This window comes from Streptococcus suis (assembly GCA_002831545.1).
Lineage (GTDB): Bacteria > Bacillota > Bacilli > Lactobacillales > Streptococcaceae > Streptococcus > Streptococcus suis_P.
In genome coordinates this window covers 1,590,632-1,606,237 of the sequence record CP025095.1, presented here as the reverse complement: position 1 = coordinate 1,606,237, position 15,606 = coordinate 1,590,632, and the positions used below count along the sequence as shown (strand labels likewise).

Below are 15,606 nucleotides of genomic sequence, written 5' to 3'. Positions count from 1 at the left end.
AATGTCGCGTTTGTTGGTATATGTTCACTATAATAAATATAATGTTGTCAGTGAATATATTTATTATCAATTAAAGTCGATACGAAGTATTTATTCAGACATAGTTTTTGTTTCTAACAGCCATGTTTCAAAAGACATAGTACAATATTTACAGTCGGAACGACTGATTGATTTTTTTATCCAAAGAGATAATATTGGTTATGATTTTGCGGCATGGAAAGAAGGGCTGAATCAAGTAACATTTTATCAATATGATTCGGTAACTCTGATGAATGATACATGTTTCGGCCCCCTCTGGAACCTAGAGGATTATTATAGTCGATTTGACAGTGATGTTGATGTAGATTTTTGGGGGATGACCAATCATTTAGAGACAAAAATAGATAGTGTAGTTGTCCCGGAACATTTACAATCATATTTTATGGTATTTAAGAAACGAATCTTGCAGAGTCAAGCATTTGTTGGTTTTTGGTCATCGGTAAGTGAGTTAACAGATATTCAAGATGTTATAAAATTATATGAGAGCCAATTGACAAAAATACTTTTATCAGAGGGTTATAGCTATAAGTGTGTATTAGATACGTCCATTTATTGTAAAACCCTTAAAAATAGCAACATTACATTAGAATATCCAGAAGTTATTCTTAAAAATAACGTTCCATTCATAAAAATAAAGAGTTTTACCGAATATCCAGACAGAATATACTCTTTATTACATCTTATTAGGATGAAAACGAAATATCCAGTTGAATTAATCGAGAGGCATTTGAGGCAGATAATCATTCCGGGTATGAGTTTTATTCCTCAAATACGGGTTTCGCAAACGACAGAGACCGTTCGTTCTTCGACGTCGGTACTTCTTCATGTTCATATAGAATCAGTGTCTATTTTTGAAGAGTATATTGAAGAGTTATGCAAAATAGCCGATCGGTGCCAGTTACTAATAACATTGCCAGAAGCTGATTTTTCAAATAAGTGTAGTATAGTTGAGAGATGTTTATTCACCTACCAATTGAGAGCACAGATTGTAAAAGTCACAGATGAATTACAATTTTTTGAAATAGTAAACAACTATATGGGAGATGCCAAATATCTTGCTCATATAACTGTCAAACAAACAAATGAAACAAAATATTCTGTAGAGGATATTATTGACAGGTATCAGTTGAGGAAAATGTTTTTTACATCATTTGATGCAGTGATTTCTAATTTTGAATCACAATCTAGCTTGGCTGTAGTTATTCCAGACTTAACAACCAATCAAAGATATGATAGACAAAGTCTTCGAGAGGGCAATCCAGAACTTATTCGTCAATTGAATATACTCTATGAATCACTTGTGAGAACTAAGAAAGTTGATTTTTATAAACTGCCTTATATAATTGGAGAAGAAGTAAGTTGGTATTGGATAAAAACAGAACACTATAAAAAGATTGAGGACAAATTTAGAAACATTGATTTTTCAAAAGAAGATAGATTATTGCTAGTTCCAATATTATTTATTTATAGCGCGTGGGATTTATCAAACGATTATGCAGTGGTCGAGAATACTGAAAATGTGAGTCCAATCTTGGAAAAGATTAGTTTTTCTAGCGAAAGAGAATTGCGTTTAATTATTGAAGAAAAGGAATTTTTACAAATTGGACTGAGAAGGACACTAAAGATAATATCAGTTGGGATTGTAAGTGTGTTTAAGATGATAAAGAAATCTCTATTAAAAAATTAGGGATAACGGATGACAAACAAGGGGAAGATAGTGTGAAGAGCAAAATAGTATCACCAAAAACAATATTTATTTGGAATTTATTAGGGAGTATTTCTTCAGCAGCAATATCAATATTTTTATTGTTACTAGTAACACGTTTGTTGACGGAATTAGAGGCTGATATTTTTAGTTTTGCTTATGCAGTAGCAAATCTTTTTGTAATAATTGCTAGTTTTCAGGTAAGAGATTATCAAGCTACTGATGTTTCGAAAAAGTTTTCGTTTAGCCAGTATCTTGCAACAAGGCTTATAACAATCACTATTATGCTATTACTTGCCTTAAGCTATATTTTTCTGTCTAAATATGAATTTCAAAAATCTGTTTGTATTTTCCTAATCTGTTTGTATCGCGGAAGTGATGCTCTGTCGGACGTTTTTCAAGGATTGTTCCAACAAAATTCTCGGCTAGATATTGCAGGTAAATCACTTTTTTTGAGAAATTCTATTGTGATTTTGACATTTGGAATTGGTTTGTTTATGACTAACAACCTACTACTTTCATTAATCTATTTAGTAATTAGTTCATATTTATTTGTTTTCTTTTTTGATGTTCCGAATTTGGTTCAATTTACGAGGATTATCAAAGAAGAAATTAATTTGAAAGCCATTAAAAATATATTGTCAGAATGCTTACCGTTATTTATTAATGCATTTTTACTTGTTACTATCTATAATCAACCTAAATATGCTCTCAATACTTTTTTTGAGAGAGGTGTTATAGGAACAGGTGTTCAAAGAGATTTTAATATTTTATTTATGCCTGTTTTTTCAATGAATATTTTGTTGATTTTGTTTAGACCCATGATAACTCAGTTGGCTATATATAGAAGAGCTGGGAACTATAATCAATTTAAACAATATCAGAAGCGTATCGTTAAAATGGTTGTCGGATTGGCTGTGTTAGTTTTGGTTGGGGGAATAGTATTGGGGATTCCAGCATTAAATATTCTCTACGGAACGAATCTTAATAAATATTGGCTCAGCTTTATTATAACAATGCTTGGGGGAATTGCGAGTACCTTTGCAACCATTTGTGATAACATACTTACTGTTTTGAGGAAGCAAAAGTATCTCGTAATTTCATTTGCAATTTCTTGTTTATTATCCATATTGATTTCTAATCCACTGGTAGAATATTATGGAATATTGGGGGCAGCTATTGCTTTTGTTAGTTCGATGTGGACTTGGTTTTTAATTTCTTTCGTAATATATCTAAAATTGCAAAAACATTTGAATTGGGAAGTACAAGAATGAAGATAGAAAAATTATTTTTAAGGTTAGCAATCCCCTTTTTGTTGATTTCAATATTTGTTATGCCTGTGACAAAGGTTCCTGATGAAGCAACACATGCTTTTATGTCGTGGAATATATTATTTGATTCTCCGACAAGTAGAGATACTGAGGCAATGAATGAATTACGGGCAGCAGATTTTGCGTATTCAGAACCGGAGATTCATGCAGTTGATTCTACAGAATATTCAAGCCTTTTTACCAAAATTCGTGATTTTTCAAAGGACAAATTATCTATCGATTTTTCTCTGAAATCGTTAATGAGTACACCTCAGCTAATTGGTCTAGTTGTAGGTAAATTGATTTATCCGTCATATGGTATGATGGTCACTATAGGGCGCCTTTTTAATACAATAGTCTATATTATAGGTATCTACTATTTGATAAAAAAAATAAAGTATGGGAAGATGACCCTGTTTTTTGTCTCACTTTTACCTATGATGATTCAGCAGGCTGGCTCACTGTCTTATGATGTGGTGAACTATCTGGCTGTTGTTGCATTTTTTGTTTTTTATGTTAACTTATTGGTAGACAAGGTACTGACCACCAGGAAATTTATTAACTTAATATTACTAGCCTTGCTACTATATTTAACAAAAGCAAATAATATTTTACTTTTGGCACTATTGTTTTTTGTTGATTTCGAATTTGAAGGCATCTTATCTAAGTTTAATTCGATTTTAAAATGGATTCAAAAGAGAAGATTACCAATTCTTATTTTGGGGTTTGGACTAGTTTTACTTGTTAGCTATCTATTTCTACATAACAGAGGTGGTGTCGTGCACTTTGTGAAAGTGATGATAAACAGTTTATTTATCAATAACAGAAACGATCATCTTAATGGTATTTTAACAGTTGGTATTTTTGGTTATTTTGGCTGGTTTGTCACTCAACTACCTCTCTGGTTAATTTTCATAGATATTTTCATTTTTACGTTATTATTATTTAATGATGGAAATTTAAAGATAAGTAAAACAGAAGGTCTTGCGTCGTTATTTGTACTCCCTGTTCAGGTAGCTATCATTGTAGCGGGCATGTATTTTGCATGGACACCGACAGCTATTGGGCCAAATGCAATGATTTCTCAAGGGGCACAAGGAAGATACTTTACTCCGTTTTTAGTCTATCTATTTCCGGCATGTTTAATGTTAAAAGAGCAGGTAAGTGTATCGGTAAAACAGAAGTATTTGATACGGTGGATCACTGGCACAGTAGTCATTAACTTTATCATGTATCTATTTTTGATAGTAGATTATTATTGGTTGTAAGAAGATAGTGGAAGAGGGAAACGTGAATATATTATTTACATTGAATGATGCTTTTGTCCCGCAAGTTGCAGCTTGTATGGGCTCAATCATGCGAACATTAAACGAAGACGATACATGCCATTTTTATCTTTTCTCAGATGGTATAAGTCAACAGAATAAAGAAAAACTTAATCAATTTGTTACCGACGGAGGAAATAAATTGACAATCGTTGAATTGGAAAACTTGGAATCATATTTTGATTTTGAAGTTGACACAAATGGTTGGGCTTCGGTTGTACTTGCAAGATTACTTGTAGATAAATTACTGCCCGAAGAAGTTGATAGAATCATCTATTTAGATGGAGATACTTTAGTTTTAGAAAATATTCGGGAGCTATGGGAAGTAGATTTGGAGGGGAAAGTCCTTGGAATGTGCCCAGAACCGACAGCTTCGTCTGAGAGAAGAGAAGGCTTAAATTTGGGTACGTATACATATCATAATGCGGGAGTTCTTCTAATCGATTTGAAACGGTGGCGTTCAAAAAGTATAGGAACAATTATTTTTGATTATTATAAAGAAAAAAATGGAGAGCTTTTTGCTAATGATCAAGATGCACTGAATGGAGCATTGAAAGAAGAGATAAAAACACTCTCAATCACTTATAATTATTTTAATATTTTTGATGTTTATCCATATCGTACGTTGGAAAAATTAAGTAGGCCTTCAACGTTTATTTCAAAAGAAGAATTTGTAAAAATTCGTAAGCAACCACGTATTGTTCATTTTTTAGGTGAAGAACGTCCATGGAGAATCGGAAATAAACATCGATTTAGAGAAGACTATGTTTCTGCATTAAATCAGACGCCATGGAGAGGTACTCAATTTGAGAGTGGTTGGCAGTTTTACTTTTTCTGCTTTAATCTTTTTAACATGATTATGAAGCCTTTTCCTATGTTGCGCTATAAAATTATTACAGTCTTAATTCCTGTATTCATGAAATATAGGAAAATTAGATTACAAAAAGGAGTCTAGGTGTGAAGTTTTCCGTTATTATCCCAGCGTACAATGTTGCTGATTATCTGGAAGAATGTGTGTATAGTGTACTGAATCAGACTTATGAAGAATTTGAAATATTGTTGGTAGATGACGGTTCTACAGATGGTATAACCTCCAATATATGCGATAAATTAGCAGCTAAAGATGATAGGGTGAAGGTATTTCACCAAACTAATGGTGGGCAATCAATTGCGAGAAATACAGGAATAAAAAATGCTAGTGGTGATTATATTTTATTTCTAGATGGTGATGATTTTTGGACTGATGTGTATTTTTTAGATGAAATCAATGAAGAACTAAATTCTCACGAGGAAGTGGTAGATGCAGTAATTTATCCATTTTCATACTGGTATGGTAATGCTGATATAAGAGTTCGTGATTTCCCTCAAAAATTACCTAGACATGAAGTTATTACTGATTCTGTTCTACTTGTAGAAACAGGCGCATTGATTGCTCCTGTTTGGAACAAGTGTGTCCACAGAGAACTATTTGCAGATTCTTTGATGTTTCCGGATGGGTTAATGTACGAAGATGGTATTTGGTGTGCAGACCTATTAAAAATAATAACTTGTTGTTGTGTCATTGAAAATTCTAATTATATGTATAGACAAAATAGAGATGGAAGTTTTACTAACAAAATTACACAAAAAAAAGTCTATCATGCCTTTAGAGGAATTGAAGAAAATTTAAAGAATTTTAAACAACTATCGAATGAGAAACAAGAAGCACTTTTGATTTATTTATCAAATTCTTATATTTCCATCTTGCCATTTGTATTTCCATATCTGAATAATTCTGATATAAAAATGTTTGTGAAAAAATTTAGATATTTGCTAAAATATTCACAGAGGGTAGAACTTGTTTCGTTTAGAATCTCAGGTTTAATGACCAGAGTTCTGGGGATATATGTATCAACATTTATTCAAAACAAACTTTTGAAAATTTATAAAAGTAGATAATAATAGAAAGTGATTGGTAACACTGTGAAAAGGTGGATTAGAAATTTCACAACGCGATTATTTATCTTATCAGGTAAATACAAGCTATTGTTTTATATATTAGAGCTTACCAAAAATATTGCAAAGTTTTTCTGGAGAATTCCAAAATATATAAAGCGAACTCTACTAGCTTTGCAACGTGATAAGCAACGTAGAAATAATTATTCAGATATCAAAAATCGTTACTTGATTTACACAATTTATGAACATCAATCGTCTTTACAGGACTATAAAGTAATTTTTTTAGAGGCATTGGCTAAAATTTCTCGAGATGTTTTAATTGTTGTAAATGGTAAACTTCCACAGGCTGATATAAATCGTTTAGCACAATTTGGTAAGGTTTTGGAAAGAGATAATGAGGGCTATGACGTTGCGGCTTTCCGACACGGGATAATACATACTGGAAAAGAGGCGTTACAACAGTATAATCAGCTCATCTTGGTTAATGATACGAATATTGGTCCTTTTAGAGATTTAGAAGAGGTTTTCTCTGAGGTTAATTCCGATCAGCTAGACTTTTGGGGAATTTCCATGGGTGAGGAGCAACTAGACTTTACTGGTTATAACCCTTATGGTAAAATTCCTAAGCACTTACAATCATATTTTGTTGTTATTGAAAATAGCTTGCTTAGGTATGAAGGATTTTATGATTATTGGGAAAAGCTCTCTGATACGGATTCTCGTAATAAGGCAATTGGAAAACATGAAACTGTGTTTGCAAAATATTTTCATGATCGAGGCTTTAAGTATGACGCATTGATTAAAGACACGAAAGATAGTGCATTGTATATTCATCCGCTTAAATTATTAAAGCAAGGTTGTCCATTAGTTAAGTATTCGGCCTTTAGAAATTATGACAGAGAACAATATTTTTGGCATGGTTTAGAGAGAGAATCTGAGATTCCAGATTTGATGGAGTATATTGCTAAGGAAACAGATTATCCGATTGAAGTGGTGTCTTCTATATTAGAAGATTTTAAAACTAGAGAAAATCAATCTTATATTTTGATTATTGATGGTGTTGAAAATATTATTCCACAATGTACACGTTATCGTGTGTTAAATAAGGCTGAGCAATTGAGAGAACTTGGTTATACAGTCCGAGTGATAAATAATTCTCTTGTACAACTTCAGGATGCACAGTTTGCTAGTCATATTATTATTTATCGTGCTCCATTCAATGATATGCTGAAAGAAATATGTAGGGCGGCACACATAAAGAACAGACCTGTTTATTTTGATATTGATGATTTGGTTTTTGATACAAAATTTACAGATGAACTTGAATTTACCCAAGGTTTGAGCAAGAGAGAGAAAAAAGGCTACGATACAAGTGTTTTAGCTTACAAAAAAATGCTTTCTCTCTGCGACTATGCTATCACATCAACTTCGAAATTGAAAGACGAGCTCGAACAATATAAAAACAAGGTTATTTTGAATCGCAACGTCATGTCTAAAGAATTAGTTGAGCGTAGTTTACAAGTTAAGAAAAATTCGAACGACAATAAAGTTAAAATAGGATATTTCTCAGGGTCAATTACACACAACGAAAATTTTAATTTAATTAGTCAAGCATTGCTACATCTACTTCAAAAGTACCCGCAAGTGGAATTACATATAGTAGGATATTTAGACATTCCGAAACCATTCCAAAAATTCAAAAAACAGATTGTGAGTCATGAGTATGTTGATTGGAGAAAGCTTCCAATTTTAATTTCACAAGTTGATATTAACTTGGCGCCGCTTGTAACCACAACCTTTAATGAAGCAAAGTCGGAAATTAAATGGATAGAAGCGGCAGCAGTTAAAGTTGTGACAGTCGCAAGTAATCTTGGAGCATTTGAAGAGATGATTCAAGATGGAGTGACTGGAGTTCTAGCAGATGATAACGAATGGGAAAGTAAATTGGAGAGATTGATTCTTGAACAAGACTTGAGAGAACAAATAGCAAAAAATGCTTTTGAGTTTGTAATGAATCATTGCACTACAACAAATAGAATTAATGATTTTTTGAAAGAAGAGTTAGTCTAATGAAACGTATTTTGTTTATTTCTCCTACGACTAGTATGGATAATGGTGCGGAGAAGTCTATTTATTATCTAATGAAGTACCTTATTCAACTGGGACACACAGTTATAAATGTTACTCATGCAATAGGAGGGGAACCACAAGATAAGCATGAGCAACTTTATAAAATGGTAGGGGTTAAGAATTACTATTTGCCAACTATTAAGTGGTGGTGGCCGGATGCACCAGGTGGAGAAATCCTTAATAGAGAAGAGGCTACAAGCTACTATCGCCAGAATGTTCAAGACATAGCTGAAATTATTGAGCAAAATGAGATAGACTTGGTTATTTCAAATACTGTTAATGTTTTTCAAGGAGCAATTGCTGCCTCATGTCAAAAGGTTCCCCATTTCTGGCTAATTCATGAATTTCCTAAAAATGAGTTTGCCTATTATGCTGATAAAATTGACTTCATAGAAGAGTATTCTTCAGAATTATTTAGTGTGACTGGAGAGTTAAATAATTTTTTAACACCACTATTTAATAAGAAAGTCCATTCGTTTATTTCTTATACTGAGCAAGAAACAAAAGTTTTAAAAAAAGGCAATCAAGTTAGAATTGTTTCTGTTGGTCGATTAACAGAAGGAAAAAATCAACTAGAACTAATAAAAGCATATAAGACACTAAATAGATTAGATATTGAATTGGTTTTTATTGGAGGATGGGATAGTAAATACAAAGCTATTTGTGATGAATATATCCATGAAAATAAATTACAGAAAAATGTTAAATTTTTAGGTAACTTAGATAATCCTTGGGAAGAAGTAACTGATAGAGATATCTGTGTTTTCCCTTCATCTATGGAAACTTTTGGCTTAGTCTATGTTGAAGCAATCTTAAGAGGGCTTCCAGTAATTCTATCAGATAATTTGGGACATTTGACGGCATTTGAAATATTCTCAGCAGGTCAAATTTATAAATTGGGCGATATAGAAGAGTTGGTGACTAAGTTAGAGCAAGTGATTGAATCCTTTAGAAATTTTTCAGATAGGGCTCGGCTTGATGTGGAACGTTTACGTACTCTATATACACCGGAAGTTGCCTATAAAGAAATACTGGACGGCATCAATCACTTAGAATATACTGGACACCAAAATACAAATTTAAGTCACATAAAAGAGTTACTGACTTTAAATATGCGTCCAACAAGATTGGAGCGTTATGCAAGATTGATTAGCAATATGGCGACAAAAATCAGACATAAACTTCGACTTTGATGGATAATAGGATACCTATGTTAAAACATGTATTATTATAGTTTCTTCAAATGAGTAAGTAGAATCTAAAAAGTTATATAGAATTCTAGTTTTAGAGAGAAAAAATGAAAGTATTAATGATTATCCCTGCCTACAATGAAGAAGAAAGTATCCTTCAAACTGTTCAGGGAATTATAGATTATAGAAATAGTGTGAATTTCCAATTGGATTATGTTGTCATTAATGATGGCTCAACAGATCACACGAAAGAAATTTTGATTCAAAATAAATTAAATGCTGTTCACCTAGTACAAAATTTAGGCATTGGTGGAGCTGTTCAGACGGGATATAAATATGCCTTGGACAATGACTATGATGTAGCAGTTCAATTTGATGGTGATGGTCAGCATGACATTCGTTCATTAAATAGCTTAATTCAGCCAATCGTAGTTGGTCAGGCTGATATGGTGATTGGCTCACGCTTTGTTGGTGATACTTTGTCGGAATTTCAAACTAGCTTTATGAGGCGTTTTGGAATAGGTGTTATTTCAAATATGATTAAATTAACAACTGGAAACCGAATTTGGGATACTACATCAGGTTATCGTTTGGGAAATAGAAAAGTGATTGCACAATTTGCAAAACGATACCCAATTAAATATCCGGAACCGGAATCAACTGTTCATTTACTAAAGCAAAATTTCCAAGTAGTAGAAGCACCGGCAAATATGTTTGAAAGAGCGGGAGGGGTTTCATCCATAACACCTCTAAAATCAATTCGTTATATGGTTGAGGTTTGTTCATCAATCTTGATTGCATCATTAATGAAGGAGGGAGAATAATGACCATACAAGCATTAGCTATGTTTCTTGCCTCACTAGTTTTTTTGTATTTTATTTTTAGGAATATTAATAAAAATAAGATCTTATTCGAACATGCCTTTATGTGGATTGTTATTGGCTTCGGACTGATTGTTTTTGCGCTCTTTGATGTTATTCCTATTAAACTGGCTTACTTATTCGGGTTTGGTCTGACTTCCAATTTCTTGTTATCTGTGGCAATCTTTGTTCTCTTGGTGATTGGATTTTTGCATAGTATGGCTTTATCTCAACAAAAGCAGCAGATTAAAAATTTAATTCAAGAAGTATCAATGACTAAAAAAAGAATATCTGAGTTGGAGGAATCTGATGCAGAATAATCATACCTTTGTTATCTGTGCTTATGGAGATAGTAAGTATCTAGAAGAATGCATCCATTCGTTAAAGCAGCAAACACTTCAATCACAACTTATCCTATACACTAGTACTCCGAGTGAATATATAGAACAAATTTGCCAAAAGAATGCAATCGTAATGCATACCGCACAAGGAGGAGGTATTGGAAAAGATTGGAATTTGGCACTCTCTTTTGTAACAACCCCTTATGCTACAATTGCTCATCAAGATGATATTTATTTACCAGACTATTGTGAAAAAATAATGTCTCAGATGACAGAGGAAACGTTGATTGCTTATTCAGATTACCAGGAAGTGAAAGAGGGTGAGGTCATTGCCCTAACTTCAAATTTGAAAATCAAGCAACTCATGTTACGGACAATGGCCATGTTTCCCAAATGGAAGTTTTGGCGGAATAGGGTTTTAGCCTTTGGTAATCCAATTTCTTGTCCAGCTGTGACCTATAATTTGAAGAAACTGAATGATTTCAAGTTTAATGAAGAAATGAAAGTTTCTCTTGATTGGTTTGCTTGGTATCAGATTGCACAAAAAAATGGGAGCTTTACCTTTGTAGATGAGAGTTTGATGTATCATCGTATCCATGAGGAATCTGAGACGACAAATAGCATTGAAAACAATATTCGTACACAAGAAGACTATGAAATGTATTTGTTGTTCTGGCCAGAGTTTATTGCCAAATTTCTCTTGAGATACTATGTTAAGAGTCAAGAAACGAATGGAGGAAACAATGGGGAGAAATAAAATAGAAGGAAATACACGAACTCGCAAACGAACACGTTGTCGCTTCGTTAATATATATATATATATATATATATATATATATATTAATAAATGTATCTTTATTCATGTGTTTACTGGTTGGCTACAAGCATTTTTCTTTGTTGCGAGACGGTTATATTCCATTGAATACGGTTTTAGAAAAACAATCATTTAAAAAAACTTCTGCTGGGCAGTATGAGAAAAAAATCGGTGATTTATCATACTCCTTGCTGATTGATACAGATAAAAACAGAGTGACAAAAGCAGGTTATCAATTTGATATTAGCAATAATATTCAGCATTTTTTATGGATGGACTATCTGTCAGCAGATAAGATTGAGGAAATATTCAATTTGCAAGTCTCTCTTAATGGAATTTTTGTGGATGTTCAAAATATTGAATTTTCACAACATCAGTGGATAGAAAAATTTCCAAATCTTATTGCTCATGCTGGTGGTACTTATCGTGAAAAGTCCTACAATACTTTTTATACGAACTCTTTAGAAGCGTTACAACAAAACTATTCTATGGGTCACCGAGTATTTGAAATGGATTTCTATTTAACTAGTGATGGGAAGATGGCAGCTGTCCACGATTGGGACCAATTCGGCTATATGAATGGTGTAGCTTTGAGCTCAGATGAATGGAAAAATTTTCAAACTTTTGGATCACCAGTCACTGATTCACGTTTTACAACGATGCTTATTGGTGATGTGTTAGATCAAATGCTGATTAATAAGGATATGTTCTTAGTGACGGATACTAAATCTTTTGAAGTTTCAGAAGAAGAGGTAATCCATCAGCTTACTGAAATTTATAATGAAGCAATGAAACGAAGCCCTGAATTACTAAGTCGTATTATCCCACAAATTTACAATCAAACGATGTATACTACCCTAAAAAAAGTTTATGATTTCTCGAATGTTATCTACACGCTATATGCCTCGCCCGATAGTCCGGAACAGGTTATTGAATTTGTGGCTAATAATCCATCTATTAAAGTGGTTACTATTCCTTTGAATCATGGTGGATATTTTAATTCAGAATTTTTTAATAACCTTCATGCTTTAGATAAAAAAATCTATACCCATACCATTCACACATATGATGAATTGACGAAATACTCTGCGCTTGGAATTGATGGTTTTTATACCGGTCTATTATTACCAAGTGATATGGAGAGATTATCGAGTTTGAGGTAATCTTTATTATTACTGATGGCACTATTTTAATCATATCATCAAAAAATATTTCAAAAGCATTTCAGAAGTTTTACAAACAAACTAATATTGTCATGTAAATGTAATAAAAATTTCAAAAGATAGAGGTTTTCATAGGAAAATCTCTATTTTTGTGCTAGAATAATAGATGGAGGTCCGATATGATCAAAATTTTTGGTAAAATTCGTTACCATTGGCAACCGGATTTATCATGGGCCATTATTTACTGGTCACTTACCTTCACGCCTATTTTCATTGGTATGACACTTTTATTGGAAAAGTTGAGAGTTTCAAGATTATTTATCTTACTTCTCTCTCTCTTTGCTGTATTAGTAGTGCTTGGCTTACATCGCTATTTCGAGATAAAAGAAAAGCATTTACGGATTGCTTCGGCTAATCCTTTTGCAGTACAGAAAATTGAAATTGCTACCATAGAAAAAATTGAAGTTTCTTATCTAGCCATTCGCATATTTTCACAAGAATTTCCCAATGGGCAGGTGTATCACATGCGCAAATGGCCGAAAAAATACTTTATTAACCATTTAGCTATTCATAATTGCTTCAAGGGTGAGATTGAATTAATAGACCATTTAATAAAACAGGATTATTTTGAAGAGTATTATGCAAAAAAGCCAAATCAATCCGCTGAAATGGCTTTTGTAGGACAGGATTTGATGGCTTTGAGAATATCTGGATTGGGTTCAATCGTTTTCTCAAATTGTGAGTCGTCTGAAAAAACAACGATACCGTCGTCATCATAATCGAATATAGATGAATAAGTTTGGCAGAGCCCGCAGGCAATGCACCGTTCAGGAATAAGTTTTATTTTCATATTAGTATTGTAATCATATTTTAATAAAAATACAAGGAGTTTTCTCGATAATGTCACAAGAGCCATGGAATGAAGAAGTTTATCAAACAGAAACAGTTAGTCGAAAAGAACGTCTAAACAAGGGAGTAGCAAGTACAACAGTATTTACAGTCTTGGCAATTATTTTCTTTGTTATCGTACTGATTATTGGAATTATGGCTGTCTATCTCTCAATCGGTGGCGGTAGTAAAACAGATTCAACAAAAGAATTTTATACCCCAAGCACTACAACAGTCGTAGCAGAGAGCTCTTCATCGGCTGCTGAGACACAAGAATCTACTTCGACTGACACGACAGAAACAGAAACAAGTTCCAGTCTAGCAGAAGCTACGGATGGCTCTACCCTTACTGTTCAAGCAGGTGAAGGTGTTGGACAATTAGCCGCACGTGGCGGGATTTCAATTGCTGAGTTAGAGCGATTAAATCCAGAGAAAATGACCACAGGGTCTTGGCTTGCGCATCCAGGTGATGTAGTCCGTATTAGATAAAGAGGGGTTATGAAATCAATTCAAATTGCAATTGACGGTCCAGCTTCAAGTGGAAAGTCAACGGTTGCTAAAATTATTGCTAAAAATTTTGGATATACTTACTTAGATACAGGAGCTATGTATCGCTCGGCTACCTATCTAGCCTTGACAAACGGCATAGAGGTCACAGATCAAAATAGAATCGTGGCCTTGCTTGCTCAGTATCCTATTCGATTTGGGCGTGATGAAAATGGCCAACAATTAGTTTTTGTGGGTGATGAAGATGTCACTTTACCAATTCGTGATAACCAAGTTACAAATAATGTATCGGCAGTAGCAGCACTTCCTCTAGTACGGGAAGAATTGGTACGACTGCAACAGGAAATTGCCCAGGCTGGTGGTATTGTCATGGATGGTCGCGATATTGGAACAGTTGTTTTACCACAGGCAGAACTCAAGATTTTCCTGATTGCTTCAGTGGAAGAGCGTGCCATGCGTCGTTTTAAGGAAAATACGGAACGTGGCATCGAGACAGACTTGGAAATCTTGAAAGAGGAGATTGCAGCTCGTGACCTGAAAGACAGTACTCGGGAGGTTTCACCTTTGAAAGCTGCTGACGATGCCATCACATTTGATACAACAGGAGTATCCATCGAAGGTGTAGTGAAATTTATTTCCGAAAAAGCGAAAGAAATTCTTGACAAGTAGTTTTAGACATGTTAGAATAGTCATATTGAGAAAAGCAGAAGTGAGAGCTTCTCGCCTTGCGACTAACGTTGTCTGGCTCTACGGATTAAGATTTCTTCGGAAAGAATAATGGTGTAGTGCGGACTTGTTTAGCAAGTCCGTTTCGTTTTTCTCGAAAAATATAAAATGAGGTGAAAAGCCATAGCAAAGCAAGATTTGTTCATCAATGATGAAATTCGAGTGCGTGAAGTTCGTCTTATCGGTCTTGAGGGTGAACAGTTGGGAATCAAACCGCTCAATGAGGCTCAGGCCATTGCTGATAGCGCCAACGTGGATTTAGTATTGATTCAACCGCAAGCTAAACCACCAGTAGCGAAAATTATGGACTACGGTAAGTTCAAATTTGAATATCAGAAGAAACAGAAAGAACAACGCAAAAAACAAAGTGTTGTCACTGTAAAAGAAGTGCGTCTAAGTCCAGTTATTGATAAAGGGGACTTCGAGACAAAACTTCGTCATGCCCGTAAATTCCTTGAAAAAGGAAATAAGGTTAAGGTTTCGATCCGTTTCAAGGGTCGTATGATTACCCACAAAGAAGTTGGAGCGAAAGTATTAGCTGAGTTCGCTGAAGCAACCCAAGATATTGCCATTATCGAACAACGCGCTAAGATGGACGGACGTCAAATGTTTATGCAATTGGCCCCAGCTTCAGATAAAAAATAAGCTTTTTAAGCAAAAGGAGAATTAA

At 33.8% G+C, this 15,606-nt stretch carries 15 protein-coding genes and 1 pseudogene; 15 read left to right on the top strand and 1 reads right to left on the bottom strand.

The annotated features are described in order from the left end of the window. Position 1: 1 nt before the first annotated feature. The 12 genes and pseudogenes from CWM22_07830 to CWM22_07775 all read left to right on the top strand — a co-directional run bounded on the left by CWM22_07830 (position 2) and on the right by CWM22_07775 (position 13,465). A complete protein-coding gene (locus CWM22_07830; protein AUC92867.1) occupies positions 2-1,726 on the top strand; it encodes a rhamnan synthesis protein F in 1,725 nt (574 codons plus the stop codon). A gap of 32 nt (positions 1,727-1,758) precedes the next feature. Further along, a complete protein-coding gene (locus CWM22_07825; protein ID AUC91806.1) occupies positions 1,759-3,018 on the top strand; it encodes an exopolysaccharide biosynthesis protein in 1,260 nt (419 codons plus the stop codon). Next, positions 3,015-4,322, top strand: coding sequence for a hypothetical protein (locus CWM22_07820; GenBank protein ID AUC91805.1), 1,308 nt, complete (start codon positions 3,015-3,017; stop codon positions 4,320-4,322). Before CWM22_07825 ends, CWM22_07820 begins: the two co-directional genes overlap by 4 nt. A gap of 22 nt (positions 4,323-4,344) precedes the next feature. Beyond that, on the top strand, positions 4,345-5,334 hold the full coding sequence (locus CWM22_07815; protein AUC91804.1) for a glycosyltransferase family 8 protein: 990 nt from the start codon (positions 4,345-4,347) through the stop codon (positions 5,332-5,334). A gap of 2 nt (positions 5,335-5,336) precedes the next feature. Continuing rightward, on the top strand, positions 5,337-6,317 hold the full coding sequence (locus CWM22_07810) for a glycosyltransferase family 2 protein (GenBank protein ID AUC91803.1): 981 nt from the start codon (positions 5,337-5,339) through the stop codon (positions 6,315-6,317). Positions 6,318-6,326: 9 nt separating this feature from the next. After that, entirely contained in the window at positions 6,327-8,387 is a 2,061-nt protein-coding gene (locus tag CWM22_07805) for a glycosyl transferase (protein ID AUC91802.1), read from the top strand. Further along, positions 8,387-9,640, top strand: a complete 1,254-nt coding sequence (locus CWM22_07800) for a glycosyl transferase family 1 (protein ID AUC91801.1) — start codon at positions 8,387-8,389, stop codon at positions 9,638-9,640. Before CWM22_07805 ends, CWM22_07800 begins: the two co-directional genes overlap by 1 nt. A gap of 104 nt (positions 9,641-9,744) precedes the next feature. Further along, complete coding sequence (locus CWM22_07795) at positions 9,745-10,461, top strand: glycosyl transferase family 2 (GenBank protein ID AUC91800.1); 717 nt, start codon at positions 9,745-9,747, stop codon at positions 10,459-10,461. Further along, positions 10,461-10,817 (top strand): DUF2304 domain-containing protein, encoded by a 357-nt coding sequence (locus CWM22_07790; GenBank protein ID AUC91799.1) that lies wholly within the window; start codon positions 10,461-10,463, stop codon positions 10,815-10,817. The genes CWM22_07795 and CWM22_07790 overlap by 1 nt, the downstream gene beginning before the upstream one ends. Continuing rightward, the gene (locus CWM22_07785) at positions 10,807-11,595 is read left to right on the top strand and encodes a glycosyl transferase (GenBank protein AUC91798.1); all 789 of its coding nucleotides are present in this window, start codon (positions 10,807-10,809) and stop codon (positions 11,593-11,595) included. Before CWM22_07790 ends, CWM22_07785 begins: the two co-directional genes overlap by 11 nt. 104 nt (positions 11,596-11,699) lie before the next feature. Continuing rightward, a complete protein-coding gene (locus CWM22_07780; GenBank protein ID AUC91797.1) occupies positions 11,700-12,815 on the top strand; it encodes a glycerophosphodiester phosphodiesterase in 1,116 nt (371 codons plus the stop codon). Positions 12,816-12,994: 179 nt separating this feature from the next. Next, positions 12,995-13,465 (top strand): annotated as a pseudogene (locus CWM22_07775) (hypothetical protein). Between the two features lie 5 nt (positions 13,466-13,470). Here the strand turns inward: CWM22_07775 and CWM22_07770 are convergent. Then, a complete protein-coding gene (locus CWM22_07770; GenBank protein AUC91796.1) occupies positions 13,471-13,665 on the bottom strand; it encodes a ferredoxin in 195 nt (64 codons plus the stop codon). A gap of 50 nt (positions 13,666-13,715) precedes the next feature. On the opposite strand from CWM22_07770, the gene CWM22_07765 reads away from it, so the two are divergent. The 3 genes from CWM22_07765 (at position 13,716) to CWM22_07755 (ending at position 15,581) form a co-directional block, all read left to right on the top strand. Next, on the top strand, positions 13,716-14,192 hold the full coding sequence (locus CWM22_07765) for a LysM domain-containing protein (GenBank protein ID AUC91795.1): 477 nt from the start codon (positions 13,716-13,718) through the stop codon (positions 14,190-14,192). 9 nt (positions 14,193-14,201) lie between these two features. Further along, positions 14,202-14,879 carry a (d)CMP kinase gene (locus tag CWM22_07760; protein ID AUC91794.1) on the top strand — a complete coding sequence of 226 codons (678 nt, stop codon included), beginning with the start codon at positions 14,202-14,204 and terminating at the stop codon, positions 14,877-14,879. A 195-nt stretch (positions 14,880-15,074) separates the two neighbouring features. Continuing rightward, positions 15,075-15,581 (top strand): translation initiation factor IF-3, encoded by a 507-nt coding sequence (locus CWM22_07755; GenBank protein ID AUC91793.1) that lies wholly within the window; start codon positions 15,075-15,077, stop codon positions 15,579-15,581. Positions 15,582-15,606: the final 25 nt, after the last annotated feature.

Excerpts from the sequence above, each read along its gene's own strand:
- CWM22_07830 (AUC92867.1), top strand. The coding sequence starts at position 2 with ATGTCGCGTTTGTTGGTATATGTTCACTATAATAAATATAATGTTGTC.
- CWM22_07770 (AUC91796.1), bottom strand. The coding sequence starts at position 13,665 with ATGAAAATAAAACTTATTCCTGAACGGTGCATTGCCTGCGGGCTCTGC.
- CWM22_07820 (AUC91805.1), top strand. The coding sequence starts at position 3,015 with ATGAAGATAGAAAAATTATTTTTAAGGTTAGCAATCCCCTTTTTGTTG.
- CWM22_07790 (AUC91799.1), top strand. The coding sequence starts at position 10,461 with ATGACCATACAAGCATTAGCTATGTTTCTTGCCTCACTAGTTTTTTTG.
- CWM22_07795 (AUC91800.1), top strand. The coding sequence starts at position 9,745 with ATGAAAGTATTAATGATTATCCCTGCCTACAATGAAGAAGAAAGTATC.
- CWM22_07760 (AUC91794.1), top strand. The coding sequence starts at position 14,202 with ATGAAATCAATTCAAATTGCAATTGACGGTCCAGCTTCAAGTGGAAAG.
- CWM22_07780 (AUC91797.1), top strand. The coding sequence starts at position 11,700 with ATGTGTTTACTGGTTGGCTACAAGCATTTTTCTTTGTTGCGAGACGGT.
- CWM22_07785 (AUC91798.1), top strand. The coding sequence starts at position 10,807 with ATGCAGAATAATCATACCTTTGTTATCTGTGCTTATGGAGATAGTAAG.
- CWM22_07765 (AUC91795.1), top strand. The coding sequence starts at position 13,716 with ATGTCACAAGAGCCATGGAATGAAGAAGTTTATCAAACAGAAACAGTT.
- CWM22_07800 (AUC91801.1), top strand. The coding sequence starts at position 8,387 with ATGAAACGTATTTTGTTTATTTCTCCTACGACTAGTATGGATAATGGT.